Raw genomic sequence first — 19,480 nt, 5'->3', positions numbered from 1 at the left:
ACGTGGGAAAATCGGCTTTTTACCTTCCAAAAAATGTCTTAGCGTGGGTTTTATGTCATTTGGTTGGCGGGACCCCTTATAGTTAATTAATCCTGAATGTCATTATATATTTTTCTGTAAGAATGCACCATTCTTCTCTATTTACCTATACTTATATTTTTATAAATTATTACGATATAAATATTGATTTAAAACGTTTTGTTCGAAATAATAAATTAGGATTTTCAGGGGTTAAGATCGTTATTTATTCTCCTATGATGAATTCACAAAATTTTCAAACATTAAAAGTGCATACGTTAAGATTTGGTATATAATAAAATCAACCCGTGGTTATAGTGTTTGCTCCGATTCAAATTATGAGATAGTTTGTGTTAAATTTTTTACATTATCTAAAAAAGAACTTGTAGGGATTCCTACAAGTTCTTTTTGCTTTTCTTATTGTATTAGAAAAAAGCCCTTTAAATATAGCAGAAACATAAATAAAGTATATATCTCTAATTTACTAACTAAAATTTTGTGATGCAATTAATGGAGTAGAAGCTATGAAGAAACATGATATTAAGTATCTTTCATTTTATAAACTTGCCAAACAGTATGAAGAAGTAAAAAAAGGGAAACCTAACATATAATTTATGATGATTCAGGGGGTACCAAATGGAGCATAAAACAAAAGTAACAATTGGGGATTATGTTCAATTTTTATCTCGTAAAAATCCTAATTTACAATTAACCGGATATGTAGTGAGTGTTCTACAGAATACAATTGTTGTTGATATTACAGAGATAATGGGAAGTGAAGTAGATGATTTTAGGCAAGTAGTAAAACATGGTTGCTATAATAAAGTGGTTCATAAGCAAATCAAAAATAATGTTTCATAAAAATTGCGCCTAGATATATCTAGGCGCAATTTTTATGGTGAGTAGTTCAATTTATTATTTTACATCGAGAGAGGCAATCTATTTCAATTATCTATATTGCTTTATATAAATGAATTTTCCAAGCGGATGTGTTTGATGTAAATATTTTTTCAAGAGATAAATTGTTTTCTGCTGCATTTTCAATTGGAACAGCAGAAAGTATGTAACGACCATCCATTTTTTTGAAGTGTTCTATATTTAGTTCTGCATTTCTTAAGCGTTTGTTTGATTTTTTTGTAAACATATAGTGTTTTCCAAGTTCATCGGTGAAAATATAACAGCGGCCACCCCATTCGTCAAAATACGTACGAATCGTTTTATTCTTCGCTAGTTCCTTCTCGATTATTTTTCGAAATTCATATTTATATGATAGAGGATAAAAATTATTATATGTATCAAGTGTGTAGAATCCATTGTACTGAGCGATAGCAGGATGTAAACCAATACTAGCGACACGGTACTGTTCCAAAGGTAAATCGATATACTCTTTTATCTCCTGGAATTGTTCTTCTGCAAAAAATTCCTTTACTGAAGGTTTATTTTGAAAAATAAGTTCTTCATTAAAAAAGCTTAACAAAATAATTTGAGCTACCACAAAGCCTGTTACAGCGTGTCTCCATATTTTCCCTTGTAACCATAAAACTTTTAATCCAAGAGCGAATAAAACATAGATAACTAACGGGCGTAAAAAATGATAACGTGCAAAATTAAATGTATCTAAAATGTGAAAACGTTTTGTTAATGGAAGCCAACCTTTATAAAACCAAAAAGCATACCAAATTGACAACGCTATGTTAAACCAAAACAAAAAAACAAAGACTTTTTCTTGCTTCCATTGTTTCTTAGTAATGATAAAATACATCGCAATAAGTATGACAGGTAAAATAACAAATGTATGGACTGTCATGACATGAGTATGTCCGAAAAGGAAATTTTTCAATGTGAGGCGGAGAGACCGCCATAACGATAATCTTGCATGAAAATATTCATCTCTACTGTTAGGTGCAGTAGATAAAAAGAAGGAAGATACTATGCGATATTCTACAATCATGTAAATGAGCGTCATATAAATAATTGAAAAAAGAAAACGAAAGTTCCATTCTTTTTTTATTACTAAGTCCACTAACCAAAGGACTCCCATTCCACTTAAAAAAAAGAAAAAACCTAAAACAATACTCGAATATAGAGGAATAAGAGTGAGTACGAAATAGTTCTTCCACGACCTTTCTCCTTTTCGAATATTTAAAAATGCCCAAAGTGCAAGAGGCATTCCGAGAGTACTAAGCATTCCTGAAGGCCAGAAAGGAGTAAGTGCAAAAGCTAATGAAACTCCTACTGCAATGATCCTCCATTCCTCTCTAGGTAAAAAATGTTGTTTTAAAAGAACATACATCCCTATAAACGCAACCACTCTTGTAATCGTTTGACTTAATGCATACGCAACCATATTTGGAAAAAAAGCATACAACCAAACGATACCACTAAATTCCGTACTAAATGCGTTTCTTGACAATTGATTGTTTATCACCTGTGGAATGGTAGCATCAATTGGACCTATTATCTCTCCGCTCTTTGCCAAAACCTTATACCAGGACAAATTGGAATCAAGATTATCATGAACGCGAATATGCGCATTTTCTCCAAGAATAAATAAAGGAGACAAATAAAGAATGAGTATGATTGCTGCAAAAACAAGTAACTTTATTTCTTTGTTATTCTGGTTTAAAAACATTGAAGGCACCTCAAAAAATTTCAAAAAGTTTATTTATAAAATTTCCTAAACGAAAGAAATTATCCCTGGTTAATAAGATGTTATGATTTTTTTGTAAATAAGAAAATTCTTGTATACACTTAAGCGTAGAAGAGGGAAGAATACCAGAGGAAAATGAATCTATTTCTTGATTTTGATTAGTTTTATAAAAAAGAAAATTCTTAACAGTTAAGTCGCTCAAAGACTAGATTGTAGACATTATTTAATCTAAATAAAGAAAAGAATTATGGCAGTGAAAACCACGTGCTACAATTCTTTTTAGTATATTTAAGATTTTTTCAATTTGTCTTTATCGTCTACAGCTATATCCTCTTCTATATTGACAGTCTCTTTTACAACATAGATTGGTCGATTCTTACTTTCGTCATAAATACGAGCGATATATTGACTGACAATACCAAGACCAAGAAGTTGCACGCCACTGAAGAATGTGATAGCAACCATAAGAGAAGCCCATCCAGTTTGAATGTCTTGTCCAATAAATTTAACAATAACTGAGTATATTAAAACTGCAATAGAAATTAATACAGAAATTAAACCTAAAGTCATAACCATTCTTAATGGCTTTGTAGAAAATGCAATAATACCATCTGAGGCAAATCTCATCATTTTCTTTAAGGGATATTTTGTTTCACCCGCAAAACGTTCATTTCTTACGTATTCGATATATGTTTGGCGGAATCCAATCCAAGACATCATTCCACGTACGAAACGATTTCGTTCTGTCATTTGTTTGAATACATCTGCTACTTTACAATCAATAAGACGGAAGTCACCTGCGTCTTTAGGAATATTAATATCAGACATGACATTTAAGAAGCGGTAGAAATATTTAGCTGTTACAAGTTTAAACCAAGTTTCACCCTCACGCCGTTTTCTTTTTGCGTAAACAACCTCATAACCTTCTTCCCATTTCGCGATAAGTTCTGGGATGACTTCAGGTGGATCCTGTAAATCAGCATCAATGATGACCATAGCATCACCTTTAGCAACATCAATTCCTGCTGTTACAGCTATTTGATGTCCAAAATTACGAGCAAAGTTTATGATTTTAGCACGAGAATCTTCGGCTGAAATACCTTTTAAAATTTCAATCGTTCGATCGGTACTACCATCATTTACAAAGATAAATTCATAATTAATATTATTTTGTAGCATAACAGATTTTAAACAATTATAGCATTCTTGTGCTACTTCTTCTTCAAAATACATAGGAACGATAATTGAAATAAGTTTCTCCAAGCTTTTATCCTCCTTGTAGTAGGGATTGGTTGAATTATTGCAAATGATTTTGTTTGTTGAATGTCCAAAGTTTATGAAGAGAAAAATTCATTATCATGCCAACACTGATAGAAAAAAGTTGTGAGATAAACTTATTGATAAAAAGTTTATCAACTAATATGAATAAGATAATTGTGTTAAAAATTAATACAATTAAATTTACGGTTAGAAATTTTAAAAATAATGATACCTTTTTATTTTTAAATTCAAAAACCCAATTTTTATTCCAATAATAACTGTTAATAACACCAATTAAATATGCAAAGCAGTTAGCGATAAGGTAATTTATACCAATATTAACTAAAGCTATGTAGCTAATCATTGTGATAAGTGTATTTAATATTCCTACCAAGCTAAACTTTAAAAATTTCTTCATAATGTAGTATCCTCATTTTTATTAAAGATATAAAAATATATAATGATAATTTGTAGTTTTTTTGTATGAATTAATGATTACTTTAAGGGTTTATTAGGGATTACTATTTCTAAAAAGAAGATTGTACATTTAGACATAAATGAACCGGTTCCCTGTAAGATAAAGAACCGGCTATCTATTTACTGTTGTTTTGATGGGATTTGTGTCTTGTAATGGTGGTGATTATTAGTTTGGTTACCATGTCTCTCTTGGTTGTTAGGCGTAATTTCATCAGCAAATTCCATATTTGCTAAATTTACTTTGGATGGAATAAATGAACTTGTTTTATTTTGAAAACCTTGGAACGTATGTTTTATAGGTTTCATCATACTTGAATTACGTGTTGCCAATAACCCTAAAACTGTTCCTAATCCTAGTAAAGAAGCCCAAATCCATCCTTTATTGTTCTTCTTTTTATTTCCGAATAACTCAAGTATTCTTTGGATTATTTCCCTATAATTCAATGATGACATCAAAAAGTTAAGTATATTCAATTTTGTCCCCCCCTATAAAAAATCGTAAAAAGAAACACAAGGTTAATTTCCACATTATTTATAATGCGATATTTTATAGAAATTTATGATACCAACTTATACTAATAATTCTTGATTTTTAAATTGGAATCCTTAATGCTTTTTAAGTGTTTCAAAAGGTACACCTTTTTTAGCGCCGTAAACTCTACTGAATTTAGTGCTTCAAAAGGTTTAAAAACACACTTTTGAATTACTAAATAATTAGCGATATCTTTTGAAGTATTTTTTGTTATAATTTCATTAGAAACACTATTGAAGGGATGTCTATTTATTTTGAATACAAGAAAATTCGGATATATAAGGGTTAGTAGTAGAGATCAAAATGAAGATCGGCAGCTTGAAGCAATGAAACAACTCATCACTGACGAACGAGATATTTTTATCGACAAACAAAGCGGAAAAGATTTTAACCGTGATCAATATCAACTCGTAAAACGCATGTTAAGAAAAGATGATATTTTATATATTCATTCCTTAGATCGTTTCGGCAGAAATAAAGAAGCTATCCTCCAGGAGTGGAAAAATATCACACAAAATATACAAGCTCATATTGTTGTATTAGATATGCCACTTCTAGATACAACTCAATACAAAGATAGTTTAGGAAATCTTATTACTGATTTGGTACTCCAAATCTTGTCCTGGCTTGCTGAAGAAGAACGAACTAAAATAAAAACTCGTCAACGTGAAGGTATTGAATCTGCAAAGAAAAAAGGAAAGCATTTGGGTAGACCCAAAACTGAAATAACTCAGGAATTTATCGATGCATATAACGATTGGAAACATGGAAAGATCACAGCGCTATACGCCATGAAGAAGTGCAATATGACAAGTCCTACATTTTACAGAGTAGTCAAAAGGTATGAGGATAAGGAATGAAAAATATAGCATGACTACAAAAGAGACCAAAAATACAATAGAAGGCTTCTCTTCTTTTTTATTAAATAAGGGAAGAAAACCTTCAACAATTAAACGCTATATATGATGTAGAAAGTTTCATTCAATGGCTGCACCAATCAAAAAAAATCACTGAAAATAATCTTTTTGACTCGCTTCATAAAAAAGAGTTTGAAGCCTTTTCAAATATTTGAAGGAAGATTGTCAGTACTCCGATAAAACTATACACCGCATATATATTGTCTTAAATAGGTTGTACGAATACTTAGATTTACCAAGTCCCATTGAAGGGATTATTCATATAGAACCACCTAATCGGGCATTACGTAGGGAAGATTTCGTTTCTTTCCAGGAAGAGATACGCTTAAAAGACGTTATTTCTTCACTTGAAGGCCTTACAGAAAAACAACGACCAACACGTCCATTTCGAAAATAATACTTTATCCATTCCTGAAGACTCAAAAGTAAATAGAACCATTCATTTGAAGAAAGAAGATAAATTACACTTATATAATTACTATAAAACTATCCCTGAACCTGTACGCCCTAAATATCACAGCAATGATCCGCTGGTTAGTGCTTTTGATTTTACACGTGGGACATATCATTGGAGTTATGAGGATGATGCACCAAAGTTTCTAACTGAAATCTCAATACAAAAAAGGATCCGTTTAGAAGTGAAACGTGCTAATCTCCGAAAGGGAATTTCTGCTCAACATTTTCGGAACACCTTTATTTTAAAGATTATTCAAGGGAACACTACATCTGAACAAGTCATGCAACAAATAGGATTTAAATCTAACTTATCCTTAAAAAGATATTACGAATTACTATAAACGATTCATAGCAAATAAAGTCTGAAACCCACCAATTAATATGTAATTTTTACACATCTACGAGACTTTAATGAATTAAATAAAAACAGAGGATTAACAATGAGAAAAATGAAGAATCATATTATATGCACCAATACACTTTACGGGATAGGACTACTAAATCTATCAAAATTTGGTCCTGGCGTTCACTAAAAGAAGAAATGCGAGTCCTGGGTATAAAAGACAGTGACATCTTTCAAATTTAAATGATAAAGATGGATCCAAACAAAAAGTAGCATAGCGCTACGCTCCTTAATTAAGAAAAGGAATACTTTACATTCAAAAGCAACTGGCGATAAAAAAGGGGACACATATAAAAAAAGGAAGCGATTGAGGGGGCGCTTCCTTTTTTCTTATTATCCACATTCTTTTTACGATTTTCAAACCGCACATCATTGTGAAAAATAAAACGCCTACCACGCAGTAAAGAACGTAATGAACTGGAAATGCAATATAATCCTTTAGATTCTAATACTTTATTAAATCCTTACCCTATTTATGTATGTCAACAAAAAAACAGATAACTTTTCAATTTGTATCCTGAGTCTGTCTTATTTTTTGAGATTCGGTGTGTGAAGGGAACCCAGAACGTTAAGAGAACTGAAAAGAAGTATTAATTTACAAAAAATAGAAAGGTTTTATAGTGAAAACCATCCTTTCTTTTGATATAATTAAATTATTAGATAATAAAATAATTTTAAAATATTATAACATCTAATAATAATGGGTATTTTCCACATAATGGAGTTTGCATACGCCTGTTTGAATTTATGTGATATTGCCCCGCACCCTTTCTGAGGTTATTTTTCATTTCAACACAAGAAGAAAAAGTATTCAATTCAACTTATATAATTTTTATGTTTATCATATTTTTAAAATTTTTATAGTCAAGGAGCGAAAGATATCAATGAAGGCTATGATAGAAAATCAGGCATTAATACAAATAGAGCCACACGGTGGTACTTTGGTTAACAGAGAATTAAAAGGTGAAGAACGTAAAATTTTATTAGATAAAACAAAAGATATGAAGTCTTTAAGAATTTCAAAATGGTCAATATCAGATTTAGAGTTAATTGCTATTGGTGGGTTTAGCCCACTTACAGGCTTTATGGGAAGAGCAGATTATTTAAGCGTCGTTAAGGACATGCGGCTAACAAATAGTCTTATCTGGAGCATTCCGATTACTCTTCCTGTCTCTTTAAAAGAAGCAGAAAATTTTAATATTGGAGAAGAAATTTCACTTGAAGGTGAGGATGGGGTGATTTATGGAACTCTTCAGTTAGAAGAAATGTACACATATGATAAACGATACGAGGCAATAAATGTATATGGCACTGATGATAAAGCACATCCTGGTGTAGAAAAAATTTACGAGAAAGGAGAGGTTTACTTAGCTGGTCCTATTACATTATTAAATCGTCCTAGCCATGCACCATTTAATCAATTTTATCAGGATCCTAGTGAAACAAGGAAGATGTTTGTGGATTTAGGATGGAAAACTATTGTTGGTTTTCAAACAAGAAATCCGGTACATCGTGCTCATGAATATATCCAAAAATGTGCTTTAGAAATAGTAGATGGCTTGTTATTAAATCCACTTGTTGGCGAGACGAAAGATGATGATATTCCAGCCAATATTCGTATGGAAAGCTATCAAGTGTTGCTTAAGAATTACTATCCAATTAATCGAGTACGTTTAGTTATATATCCTGCAGCAATGCGATATGCAGGTCCAAGAGAAGCGATTTTTCATGCACTAGTGCGAAAAAATTATGGTTGTACACACTTTATTGTTGGGCGTGACCATGCAGGGGTTGGTAGCTACTATGGTACTTATGAGGCCCAAAATCTAATAAGCCAATACGAGAAAGAAATAGGGATTAATATATTAAAATTTGAACATACTTTTTACTGTATCAAGTGTGAAAGTATGGGATCAAAGAAGACATGCCCACATGATTCTAAAGAACATCTGCACTTGAGCGGAACGAAAGTTCGAGAGATGTTAAAAAAAGGGACGAAACCACCAAAGCAATTTTCACGTCCAGAAGTTGCGGAAATTTTAATTCAAGGTATGCGTGGCCTAAAGTATAAATAAAAGTATTTAGTCATGATTAAATTGTATTTTCATTACTACCAAATTGTTTATTAAATTTATAATAAACTAAACCTTTTTTCCAATGAAGACGTGTACACATCACTGTATCTTGGAATTAGGATTTTTTGTACTATATACCGACACAACAGACATGCATATTTGTCCGTTAAACTGCTCTAGTTATTTTGAGTTTTTAAAAACTATATACTTAAAAGGGGGGGTATAATGAAAAATATTAATATTACTTGGCATGAAGCTATAATTACAAAAGAAGATCGTCAAAAATTAAATAATCATAAAAGTTTGGTAGTATGGTTTACTGGATTATCTGGTGCAGGTAAATCTACACTGGCAAGTGAAGTAGAAAAACTATTACATAAGCAAAGAGTTAATACTTATATTTTAGATGGTGATAACATTCGCCATGGCTTGAATAAAGATTTAGGTTTTCAACCTGAAGATCGTAAAGAGAATATTCGTCGTATCGGTGAAGTATCAAGGCTCTTTGTAGACGCTGGCATTATTACTTTAGTGGCTTTTATATCTCCTTACAGAGAAGATCGTCAAATGGTTCGATCATTATTCAAAGAGGGGGAATTTTTAGAACTTTATGTTAAATGTAGTCTAACGGAATGTCAAAATCGTGATCCTAAAGGTCTATATAAAAAAGCCCTTAACGGAGAAATAAAAGGATTTACAGGGGTCGATGCTCCATATGAAGCACCTTTAAAAGCAGACCTAATTGTAGAGACAGATAAACATTCGATAGAGGAATCAGTGAAACAAATTATCAATTTCTTGAAAAATAAAAAATATATTGAATAACAAAATTAAATTCATAATTATTTTTCTGAATTTAAGGTGGTAGAATTCCTGCTAGATATTTGAAAAGTTTATTAAGCATTTTAATTCATTTCGACTATTTGTCGATTGGTATGGTCAACTTCCAATTCGGAAGCGGAATTAACGATTGTGATTAGGAAAAAACCTTTTTCACTTCGTTCTTTGGTTATAGAGCTTTCACATACTTGCAATAATTTATCTATTAATAATATTACTAAATTTAAATGTATACGAAAAAATCGAAGAATAAAAACAATTCAATTAATATTAAATTATAATATCTTAATATTAATCATTTAATTAAATATAGTATATATGCTATGAAGACTATAACTTAAATTCAATATCAAATAATTGTGAGGATAAGCAATTATGAGAGTACTAGTAACGCTAATATTAATTAGGATAGAAGGATTAGAATATTTATCAAATTACATATCTAATTCTTAATTGAAAATCTGGAGTTTTAATATTAAGAAATCTTATGTAATTTATATGAATCCCTCTATTTAATCAATAATGTACGCTGAAAATTAAGAAAATACAGAAAGGTGTTTTCTTAATAGAATGATAAAGTTATCTAATATATTAATCTATTAAAAAATAAAGGATATGAGGAGACATTAATGAAAAGGCCATTCTTAATTTTAAGTCATCATCGCTCAGGTTCTAACTTTTTAAATGAATTAATTCAATATCATAATAATTTCACTTCAATAAATGAGCCATTATCTATGCATACAAATATCTTTAGAGAAAAGGACTTAATCCCTTGGACTATGGAAGAATATAATCCAGAGCATTTTCATATTGATTTAAATGAACAACCTGGGGTTATTGAGTTTATGCATGAATTAAAAAAATGGCTCTTAAATCCTACTGACTATAATATAAGAGGATTTAAAGAAACTTTGTTGTTTGATAAGCTTGGGTGGTTAAAAGAATATTTACCAACATTAAAAATTATATTTTTAATTAGAGATCCAAGGGCAGTTATAACTTCTGTAATGAAACGCAATCTACACAACTCATTGTGGAATTACAAGGAAACAATCACCAATTACATCGATAATTATATGACTGAAGAATTTGTAAATCCAGAAAATATATTAGAGTTATCAACATATAGCTGGAAGATACGTTACCAACTAGCGAAGCAAAATTGTCATTTATTTGATCATATCTTTATTAGACTTGAAGATATTATGTTAGATCCGATAGAAACGCTCCATAAAATTATGAGTTTTCTAGAAAATGATATAGATACTAGCCAATTAGCTTTTATACGTCAATCAAGCCTTCGTACTCTCGGAGGAACTTTTTCTTCTTATAGGCAATCGGATGATGTATTAAATTCGTGGAGAAAGGTGTTAACAGATGACCATCAGCAGTATATACAAAGAAAATTACGTGAAGAAATGGAAGGACTTAAGTATTTGTGAGAATTTAAGAGATGAATTGTTGAAAAGTTCATGTTATATAAAAGCAGATGATATAGAGATATGCATTTCATCAACATTATTTAGAAACATTGATTTAGTAAAATTATTGAATGTTATGCCATTTAATAATATTACTAATGGGAGTTATTATATAATTAATGAATATAATCCAGCTTTACCAATCTACTATAATTATAAAAAAGAAATTTATCAAATAAAGGCAGGCTATGAAGAACACCCTGTTGTAGGAATTTCTTGGAATGGTGCCCATTTCATAGCAGATTTATTAGGTGGAAGACTTCCTTTTGAAAAAGAATGGGAGTATTGTGCAACAGGCGGAAATTTAAATTATAAATATCCGTGGGGAAATGAGTGTCCAACAATAGAAAAAGCAAATTATGGTGAGTTTGTCGGCGTTACCACACCTATAAAAAGTTATCCCCCAAATGAATGGGGATTGTATGGTATGGCAGGTAATGCAGAGGAATGGTGTATGGATGATTACTATCCCCATTCTCCTTATCTGGGGATTACCGATATAAATTTATCTTTAGAAAAAACAGTAAAGGGAGGGGGATGGAACAAAGGAATAGATTTTTTGAATTGTAAAGCAAGAAGAGGGAAATGGTCTCGAATTGGGACTGTTGGTATTGGATTTCGTGTTGTGTGGGATTACAAAGAAAAAGAATGGGGGAAATAATTTGATTAAATGTGTAATATTTGACTTAGATGATACCCTTTGTGATTATAAAGGGGCTATGGAAAATGCTAAGCAAAGCGTAAATATCCATTTAAAGAAAGCAAATATAGATACTTGTATTTTTTGGAAGATTTACCACGAATTAGAACTTTCTTTATTTAAAAAATTTACAGAGAAAAAAATAACTAAAGATATGTATCGACTAAAACGTTACTCAGATGTATTGGAAATATTAAGTGTTAAAAATACAGAATTATCATTAAAATTAAATGATATATATATGAAAAAAGCAAATAATGAAATTAATTTATTTGAAGATGTTGTTCCACTGCTTGAAAAACTGAAGGAACAAAATATAGATACAGCCCTATTAACAAATGGCCCTGTTGATGGACAAAGGCAAAAAATAAAAGCGTTAGGATTGGAAGAATTTATTTCAAGTATCTATATTAGTGAAGAAATTGGTTTTGCAAAACCAGATAATAATGCATTTAATTATGTATTAAATACAATGAAATTAGAGCCAGCTAATGTATTAGTAATAGGTGACTCATTAGAATATGATATTGAAGGAGCTAAAAGAGCTCAAATTAAAGGAGTATTAATTGATCGCGAAAATAAACATGTAAATTATCAAGATGATAAAATTAGTAATTTAATAGATTTATTAAAAATACTAAACAAACTGGAAAAGCTTGAATATTATAGTGGATGAAAAATCATTTGTTTACTTAATGAAAATACAGATATCTGAGAAATGTGTTGAGAACACTTATCTACAAATTTATAGGACAGGGTTAAATAACTATAAAAATAACTATGTTAAGGGGAAACTATGTTAACTAATATCGATCCAATTGATGTGTATCCTAAAAGTTTACTAGATCATGAATTGCCTGACTTTTTAAATAAAGAAACGATTCATATAGATGAAAATCATTTAGAAAATTGGTTAATAAATTATAAAGAGAAAGCGAATTATACTAGATTACTAAGGTATTATCTATCTACCAAAGTACTGGACCTAACATCTAGAGATATAGTTCTCGATGTCGGTGGTGGAGATAATATCTACGCTTCAATTATAGGAGAAAGTGTTAATAAAGTAGTTGTTAATGATATTAATATATCTTCTAAAGTTAATAGTTTAAATACAATTTATTTAGAAAAGGATATCTTTCAAGTTGATTTTAAAAAACATAATATTAATAAAATCGTTGTAGGTCATGCCCTTGAACATTTCAGAGGGGATGCAGATATAAAACTAATGGAGTTAATATGTAAAACTCTCCCTCCTAATGGAAAGTGCTGTATTGAACCTTTGTTTTTGGGAAGAGAATATTTGGAAATATTCAACTATCAGACAAATGAACTTTATGATAATGCAGCTCAACAGATTATTACAAATGAGAGCAATTTCCCTGGAAAAAAGGAACACAACATGGGTTTTGCTCGAATTTATAATAGTACATCTTTATATGAAAGAATTTTAAAAGTTGTTGAACAGAATGGGTTAAGTTATAAATTAATTTCTTTTAAAATAAATAATTCATATCTTCCTGATATGGAGAAATATGTTTTTAAAAGAAAAAATATAAATTATCCATTAAGAGCATTGGTATTAGAAAAGGCATAAGTAATTAATAGTAACATATAAAGCTAAGATTATAATTTTTTTATGGTGGTTTAATTAAACATTTTTATTTAATAGTTTGGGTGTTTTTGCCCATCCCCTCGAAAAGGTGGATTAAGGGATCTCCCTAAAAACAAATCCCCGTTAAAAGGCGCTTCCTTATGCAAGAATAGCGCCATTTAATGGAATAACTAAATTCTGACCTCTTCCATAAAATTACTTAATAAACTAACGCACCCCGATAGCGAGTATTTGGGTTGGGAGAAAATCGTATTAAACTGAGGGAGTTTAAGGTTTAAGTATTATCCTCCACAATTTAATTTTTAAAAATGTCAATTAGCTTTTTTATCGCACTAACTACTACTTCTGGTTCATCATTTTATATAAAATGAGCACTGTTTTCAGCAATCACCAATTCACCATCTGAGGATATTTCAAGAATCTCTCTCTGCATGTCATTCCATAACTCTTGTGATTCCTTTGAATAATGAGCTTTCTTACCAGCTGAAAGAACAATTAATGGGACATTTAATTTAAGTCTGGTTTCTTTTAATTGCTTTAGACTTTCCATAAATTCATCATAATTGCCTTCATAAACAAATTGCTTGTTGTATGCTTGTTGAAAATCTTGTGACATCGTTGGGAGAAATCTTTCTCTGTAATCTTCAGGCGTAGAGTCAACTAAGACAAGTCCGCAAACTTCATTATGATATTCAGTTGCATATATCCGCATATTAACTCCACCAAATGAGTGACCAACTAATATGTACGGAGGTTTAATATTGGCTTCAATAAGAAGTTCCTTCAATTCTTTTACCATCTCACGGCTGGTTCTGGGGTTTGAACTTGTTTCACTTTTCCCAAGTCCTGCTCTATCATAAATTAGAACATTAGAGAGCATTGAAATATCCCCAATTACTGAATCCCAAGCCTTGGAAAAGTCTCCATATCCAGCGTCCATTATTATTGTTGGTTTTCCATTATTTTCCCCTATCAATTTAGCATATAGTTTACAATCACTTATTTGCACAAACATTTCTTTAGCCATTTAGTCCATTCCTCTCTTTTAGCCAACTATCATTAGTTAAAATTCAACAATTTTATGACATTCCTTCTTAATGTGTTTAAACTATCAAATGGTTGATTCTTGATTGTCAATGTCACTTTGATATTCAAGAATATCCCCAGGTTGACAGTCCAATGCCTTACAAATAGCTTCTAAAGTTGATAATCGAATCGCTTTAGCCTTTCCATTTTTCAAAATAGAAAGGTTAGCCATTGTGATTCCAACTCTTTCAGATAGTTCTGTTACACTCATTTTTCTTTTAGCTAACATCACATCGATATTGATTATAATTGCCACTGTTTCACCTCAGACCGTAAAATCATTTTCTGATTTTATATCTAAAACGTTTTTTAATAATTTCTGAAGAACCGCAGTGAAGACTGCAATAACAACAGAAGTAAAAATAATTGTTAATCCGATAATTGCTATTCCTGGGTGTAAGGCGTTTTGAGACATAAGAACGATGGTCCCTATCAAATATAAGATACTGATTGTAATTGCACAGTATTTTATATATTTCAAAACCTTTACAGACAATTCCGAAAAAGCATTGTTATTTTCAATGTAGTTTAAAAGTTTTAAAGCTTGATACAGAGCAAGGAAAAATGGTATCACAGTTACATACAAACCGATTAATACAGGATATTGCAAAAAAGCAAACTCCGGAAACATTTCTGCCGTATCATTTGCTAACCAAGGCAACCAAAATATACACAAGGCGAGTACCGTAATCCCAATAAGAAAAACAGCTATCTTTAAAAAAACAGTTGTTCCTCGTTTCATAAAAATGCACCTCACTTATTTATCGTTTTACAATAAATCATTATCCATATGCAATATATTATTGTTTTTTTTAAACAACCCCTTTTATTCTTATTTTTAGACTAAAATAAAAAGCATTCATCATTATAAAATACTTCACAATCCTTAGCTATTTAATTTATCTCTTGTTCAACTAAATGGTCCGTACGTGGAGCAAAAATTCCACACTCAATTCTTTGGGTTCTTTTTTGTTTATAAAGGTGTACTTTTAAAACCTGTCTAATAAAGGGTGGTTCTTGCGTTTATAAATCTATGAAAATATTTTTATAAACGTTTACTAAAATCGTCATACCTTTAGAAACTAAATATAGTAAAATAGTAGAAGAAAATATATCTTCTGGAGGAAGTTCATTGTGAAGATCGGTTATGTTCGCGTTTCATCTACAGATCAGAATGAAGAACGTCAAATCAAAAAAATGTTAGCTTTAGGCATCGAAGAGCGAATGATCTTTGTTGATAAACAAAGTGGAAAAGACTTTAATCGCCCCAGCTACCAGACGATGAAGCGTATCCTGCGGAAAGGGGATCTCCTTTATCTGGATGCCCTAGATCGATTGGGGAGGGATTACGAAGGGATTATCTATGAATGGAAACACATTACAAGGAACATTCAAGCAGATATTGTCGTGTTGGAAAACGAAACGTTATTTGATAGTCGTAAATATAGAGAGATGGGAGATATCGGAAAGTTAATGGAAGATCAGTTTCTAAGCCTTCTCTCTTATGTGGCCGAACAAGAACGAAAAAAAATCAAACAGCGCCAAGCCGAAGGCATAGCGCTCGCCAAATCTCAAGGTAGACATTTGGGACGACCAAAGCTTAATTTACGGACCCTTTCCCATGAACAGCGCCAATTATTAGATTCTCACTATCCGAAGTGGAAAAATAAAGAGATCACGGGCGTTGAGTTCATGTGTTTACTTGGGTTGAAAAAGAACTCATTTTATAAAGTAGTCAGGGAATTTGAGATTGGAATATGAATATGGAGAATAATACAACTACCCAAAAACGGTTGAGGATTCTTAGCGAAGATGAAGTAAAGATCATTTATGACAGACCAGGTTTCTCATACGAAGATCGCTGTTCTTATTTTTCTCTTTCACAGCCAGAGAAAGAGCTGCTACACACATTGCGTTCTGTCAAATCTAAGGCTTATTTCGTTTTACAACTGGGTTATTTCAAAGCCAGACAACTATTTTTTACATTTGACCTCCATGAGGTAGAAGAGGATCTTCAATATATTCTGAAGGAACATTTCAACAACAGTCAAATTGATGACTTGAGTTCAATTGATAAGTCCACTAGGTTAAAACAACAACAATTGATTCTTAAATTATTTAACTACCACAGTTGCGGTGCCGAAGAACGGCGTAAGATGGAGGAAAAAGTTCAAAAGTCTGCGGCGTTTTGTGGTAAGCCGATTTACATCTTTCGAGAAATCATGAATTATTTGTCTGAAAACTGCATTGTTGTTCCTGGCTATAGTTTTATGCAAGATATGACAGGACAGGCAATAACCCATGAGCAAAACCGATTAATTTCATTGATGCAGGATCATCTAAAACAGAATGATATGGAATCCTTAGATCGATTACTTGAAGATTCTTCAGGGCTGTATGAAATAACACTACTGAAACACGAACCGAAAGACTTTAGCGCCACTGAAATAAAGCTTGAAATGAATCGTGGTAAACAAATACAGCATTTATATTACCTTGCTCAAGAACTGTTACCAAAGTTAGGTATTTCCAACGAAAGCATCAAGTACTATGCTTCATTAGTAAGTTACTACTCTGTCTACAAGCTCAAACGGCTGAATGTATGGATTGTTTATGTCTATTTGTTATGTTTTGTATCCCATCGTTATCAACGGATGCATGACAACCTGATCAATACCCTCATATATAGTGTAAGGGGGTATGCAGATGAAGCTAAATTAGCAGCAAAAGAACGAGTTTACGAGTGCTATACAGAGAGTAATCAAGACATCAAAAAAGCAGGGGAACTGCTTAAAATATTCACTGATGATCATATTCCTGCCAATACTCCCTTTAGGGATATTCAAGACCGTGCATTTACTATTTTGGAACGTCAGAAACTGGAATCCGTAGCCAAACAGATTACTACAAATATAAAATATGATGAAACTGCCTTCCAATGGGAACATATTGGTCAGCAGGCACGACGATTTAAACGTTATTTAAGACCTATATTTTTGCAGGTTGATTTCGTAGCTCCTTCACCAAATGATCCATTAATTAAAGCAGTGAATTTTATGAAAACTGCTTTTAATAAGAATAAAGCGTTAGGACAATATCACTCAGATGATTTGCCAAATGGTTTCATATCCGATGGTGTGAAGCGTTATATCTATGAACAAAAAACAATTTTAGCAGATCGATATGAATTTTTAGTCTATCGCCTCCTACGCAACCGTTTGGAAGCAGGAGATATTTTTTGTCGTGATAGTATCCGATTTCGCAGTTTTGAGGATGACCTGATCAATGATCGTCAATGGGAACAGAAAGAAATGTTGATCGCTGACACTGGTCTGACGATTTTCAACCAACCCATTCATAGTCATTTAGTGGAGCTTGAGAAGCGATTAGAAGATCGCATTACTAAAGTTAACCAGAGTATTTCATCTGGGAAAAATGAGCATCTTCAAATCAAAAAACGGGGTTCACATACCCGATGGACATTACCTTATACTCGTGACACAGAATCTATTAATCACTCATTCTACGATACATTAAAGCAAATAGACATTAGGAGTGTCTTGCATTTTGTTCAACAGCACTGTCAATTCCTTGACTCATTTGAGCACATCTTGGGACGTTATGCCAAACAGAATAAAGACAATCGAATTCTTGTCGCCTGTCTGATTGCTTGGGGAACCAACATGGGGTTAGGGAGAATGGGGGAAATTTCTGATATTAGCTATCCGTTACTGGCTGCCACATCTGATAACTTTATTCGTCTGGAGACTTTAAAAGAAGCGAATGATTGTATCAGTAATGCAATAGCCAAACTCCCAATCTTTAAACATTATGACATTGGGGAGACGATTCATTCTAGTAGTGACGGGCAGAAAGTTGAGACTCGAATCAATACCATTAATTCCCGTCATTCACCTAAATACTTTGGTCTTGGTAAAGGGATTGTTTCCTACACAATGGTAGCCAACCATATCCCTGTTAATGCTCGAATTATTGGGGCCAATGAGCATGAAAGTCATTATGTATTTGATATTTTATTTAACAACACAACTGATATTCAGCCTGATGTGCATTCCACGGATACACATGGAACCAATGAAGTGAATTTTGCTATCCTGAACTTTTTTGGTTATCAGTTTGCGCCTCGCTACAAGGATATTCACGATAAGGTCAACAAATCTCTTTACGGATTCAAACATCCAAGCCAATATGGAGATAACCTGATCAAGCCAGTTCGAAAGATTAATACGAATCTTATTATAGAGGAATGGGAAAATATTCAACGAATTATGTTATCCCTTGCAGTTAAAACAACCACACAAAGCATTATTATTGGTAAGCTAAGCGCTTATGCACGGAAGAACAAAACCAAACGTGCTTTATGGGAGTACGATAACATCATAAGAAGTCTATATTTTTTGGATTATATTGATTCTCCCCCTTTACGCCGGAATGTTCAAAAGGCATTAAATCGAGGGGAAAGTTATCATAAATTACGCAAAGCAGTATCCTTTGCCAATTTTGGAAAATTACGTTTCAAAAATGAAAATGATCAACATATTTGGGGCGAATGCAGTCGCTTACTCTCCAATTGCATTATTTATTACAATGCCAGTATTTTATCTAATATGTTGGCTTACAGAGAAACAAAGGCTCTAGATTCGGATGTTATGAAAAAAATATCCCCAGTTGCATGGCAACATATTAACTTCTATGGAAGATACGAGTTTAATATACAACAAGAGTCTGTTGATTTGGATGCAATTATTCAAGAATTAGCCCAATTAAACGTAATATCGGAAACAGAGTAAGCGATGTTTAAGGAGTACTTCCCTAATCTTTCAGTGAGGTACTCCTTATTCCACCTTTTCGGGGGGATGGGCAAAAACACCCAAAGTGTATTGTCTCTTTGAGGATAAAGCTTTAGCGAGGATGGACTAGCACCGATTTGTTTTGATATATAATGT

16 protein-coding genes and 2 pseudogenes are annotated in these 19,480 nt (G+C 32.0%); 11 read left to right on the top strand and 7 right to left on the bottom strand.

Annotated features, from left to right (window positions below; genetic code table 11):
• Positions 1-654 precede the first annotated feature (654 nt).
• Positions 655-879 (top strand): DUF2187 family protein, encoded by a 225-nt coding sequence (locus tag PDQ68_RS27290; protein WP_000400418.1) that lies wholly within the window; start codon positions 655-657, stop codon positions 877-879.
• 91 nt (positions 880-970) lie between these two features.
• On the opposite strand, the gene PDQ68_RS27285 is transcribed toward PDQ68_RS27290, so the two are convergent.
• From PDQ68_RS27285 to PDQ68_RS27270, 4 genes are all read right to left on the bottom strand, one after another.
• The gene (locus PDQ68_RS27285; protein WP_000479588.1) at positions 971-2,650 is read right to left on the bottom strand and encodes a DUF6044 family protein; all 1,680 of its coding nucleotides are present in this window, start codon (positions 2,648-2,650) and stop codon (positions 971-973) included.
• 306 nt (positions 2,651-2,956) lie between these two features.
• Positions 2,957-3,931 (bottom strand): glycosyltransferase family 2 protein, encoded by a 975-nt coding sequence (locus PDQ68_RS27280; protein WP_000413109.1) that lies wholly within the window; start codon positions 3,929-3,931, stop codon positions 2,957-2,959.
• Between the two features lie 34 nt (positions 3,932-3,965).
• Positions 3,966-4,346 carry a GtrA family protein gene (locus tag PDQ68_RS27275; protein WP_000714042.1) on the bottom strand — a complete coding sequence of 127 codons (381 nt, stop codon included), beginning with the start codon at positions 4,344-4,346 and terminating at the stop codon, positions 3,966-3,968.
• Between the two features lie 179 nt (positions 4,347-4,525).
• On the bottom strand, positions 4,526-4,879 hold the full coding sequence (locus PDQ68_RS27270; RefSeq protein WP_001023789.1) for a hypothetical protein: 354 nt from the start codon (positions 4,877-4,879) through the stop codon (positions 4,526-4,528).
• Positions 4,880-5,191: 312 nt separating this feature from the next.
• Between PDQ68_RS27270 and PDQ68_RS27265 the strand changes: the two genes are divergently transcribed.
• The 8 genes and pseudogenes from PDQ68_RS27265 to PDQ68_RS27230 all read left to right on the top strand — a co-directional run bounded on the left by PDQ68_RS27265 (position 5,192) and on the right by PDQ68_RS27230 (position 13,409).
• Positions 5,192-5,797, top strand: a complete 606-nt coding sequence (locus PDQ68_RS27265) for a recombinase family protein (protein ID WP_001097387.1) — start codon at positions 5,192-5,194, stop codon at positions 5,795-5,797.
• Positions 5,798-5,807: 10 nt separating this feature from the next.
• Positions 5,808-6,676: pseudogene (locus PDQ68_RS27260) on the top strand (phage integrase N-terminal SAM-like domain-containing protein).
• Between the two features lie 921 nt (positions 6,677-7,597).
• A complete protein-coding gene (gene sat, locus PDQ68_RS27255; protein ID WP_000646391.1) occupies positions 7,598-8,788 on the top strand; it encodes a sulfate adenylyltransferase in 1,191 nt (396 codons plus the stop codon).
• A gap of 222 nt (positions 8,789-9,010) precedes the next feature.
• On the top strand, positions 9,011-9,613 hold the full coding sequence (cysC, locus tag PDQ68_RS27250; protein ID WP_002073964.1) for an adenylyl-sulfate kinase: 603 nt from the start codon (positions 9,011-9,013) through the stop codon (positions 9,611-9,613).
• Between the two features lie 644 nt (positions 9,614-10,257).
• Positions 10,258-11,073, top strand: a complete 816-nt coding sequence (locus PDQ68_RS27245; protein ID WP_000828356.1) for a sulfotransferase — start codon at positions 10,258-10,260, stop codon at positions 11,071-11,073.
• Positions 11,009-11,773, top strand: a complete 765-nt coding sequence (locus tag PDQ68_RS27240) for a formylglycine-generating enzyme family protein (RefSeq protein ID WP_270787130.1) — start codon at positions 11,009-11,011, stop codon at positions 11,771-11,773. Before PDQ68_RS27245 ends, PDQ68_RS27240 begins: the two co-directional genes overlap by 65 nt.
• A gap of 1 nt (position 11,774) precedes the next feature.
• Positions 11,775-12,488 carry an HAD family hydrolase gene (locus PDQ68_RS27235; RefSeq protein WP_270787128.1) on the top strand — a complete coding sequence of 238 codons (714 nt, stop codon included), beginning with the start codon at positions 11,775-11,777 and terminating at the stop codon, positions 12,486-12,488.
• 120 nt (positions 12,489-12,608) lie between these two features.
• Positions 12,609-13,409 (top strand): hypothetical protein, encoded by an 801-nt coding sequence (locus PDQ68_RS27230; RefSeq protein WP_000957125.1) that lies wholly within the window; start codon positions 12,609-12,611, stop codon positions 13,407-13,409.
• A 379-nt stretch (positions 13,410-13,788) separates the two neighbouring features.
• Here PDQ68_RS27230 and PDQ68_RS27225 read toward each other — a convergent pair.
• From PDQ68_RS27225 to PDQ68_RS27215, 3 genes and pseudogenes are all read right to left on the bottom strand, one after another.
• Positions 13,789-14,454: pseudogene (locus PDQ68_RS27225) on the bottom strand (alpha/beta fold hydrolase); the annotation flags it as partial.
• Positions 14,455-14,538: 84 nt separating this feature from the next.
• Positions 14,539-14,769 (bottom strand): helix-turn-helix domain-containing protein, encoded by a 231-nt coding sequence (locus PDQ68_RS27220; protein WP_000974627.1) that lies wholly within the window; start codon positions 14,767-14,769, stop codon positions 14,539-14,541.
• A 9-nt stretch (positions 14,770-14,778) separates the two neighbouring features.
• Positions 14,779-15,255, bottom strand: coding sequence for a DUF2975 domain-containing protein (locus PDQ68_RS27215; RefSeq protein WP_000820334.1), 477 nt, complete (start codon positions 15,253-15,255; stop codon positions 14,779-14,781).
• Positions 15,256-15,647: 392 nt separating this feature from the next.
• Here PDQ68_RS27215 and PDQ68_RS27210 point away from each other — a divergent pair, with 392 nt between their 5' ends.
• Positions 15,648-16,274: a recombinase family protein gene (locus tag PDQ68_RS27210; RefSeq protein WP_000690664.1), complete on the top strand. Its 627-nt coding sequence runs from the start codon at positions 15,648-15,650 to the stop codon at positions 16,272-16,274.
• Between the two features lie 2 nt (positions 16,275-16,276).
• Positions 16,277-19,324: a Tn3 family transposase gene (locus PDQ68_RS27205; protein ID WP_061130348.1), complete on the top strand. Its 3,048-nt coding sequence runs from the start codon at positions 16,277-16,279 to the stop codon at positions 19,322-19,324.
• The last annotated feature ends 156 nt before the right edge of the window (positions 19,325-19,480 follow it).

It is taken from the genome of Bacillus cereus group sp. Bc010 (genome assembly GCF_027716745.1).
Classification (GTDB): Bacteria; Bacillota; Bacilli; order Bacillales; family Bacillaceae_G; genus Bacillus_A; species Bacillus_A pacificus.
The sequence above is the reverse complement of the archived record's forward strand: the minus strand, read 5'-3'. Positions and strand labels throughout refer to the sequence as shown.

What these genes read in the sequence shown, in the direction of transcription:
- PDQ68_RS27240 (WP_270787130.1), top strand. Translation starts at nt 11,009, where the DNA reads ATGACCATCAGCAGTATATACAAAGAAAATTACGTGAAGAAATGGAAG.
- PDQ68_RS27285 (WP_000479588.1), bottom strand. Translation starts at nt 2,650, where the DNA reads ATGTTTTTAAACCAGAATAACAAAGAAATAAAGTTACTTGTTTTTGCA.
- sat (WP_000646391.1), top strand. Translation starts at nt 7,598, where the DNA reads ATGAAGGCTATGATAGAAAATCAGGCATTAATACAAATAGAGCCACAC.
- PDQ68_RS27245 (WP_000828356.1), top strand. Translation starts at nt 10,258, where the DNA reads ATGAAAAGGCCATTCTTAATTTTAAGTCATCATCGCTCAGGTTCTAAC.
- PDQ68_RS27230 (WP_000957125.1), top strand. Translation starts at nt 12,609, where the DNA reads ATGTTAACTAATATCGATCCAATTGATGTGTATCCTAAAAGTTTACTA.
- PDQ68_RS27215 (WP_000820334.1), bottom strand. Translation starts at nt 15,255, where the DNA reads ATGAAACGAGGAACAACTGTTTTTTTAAAGATAGCTGTTTTTCTTATT.
- PDQ68_RS27205 (WP_061130348.1), top strand. Translation starts at nt 16,277, where the DNA reads ATGGAGAATAATACAACTACCCAAAAACGGTTGAGGATTCTTAGCGAA.
- PDQ68_RS27275 (WP_000714042.1), bottom strand. Translation starts at nt 4,346, where the DNA reads ATGAAGAAATTTTTAAAGTTTAGCTTGGTAGGAATATTAAATACACTT.
- PDQ68_RS27290 (WP_000400418.1), top strand. Translation starts at nt 655, where the DNA reads ATGGAGCATAAAACAAAAGTAACAATTGGGGATTATGTTCAATTTTTA.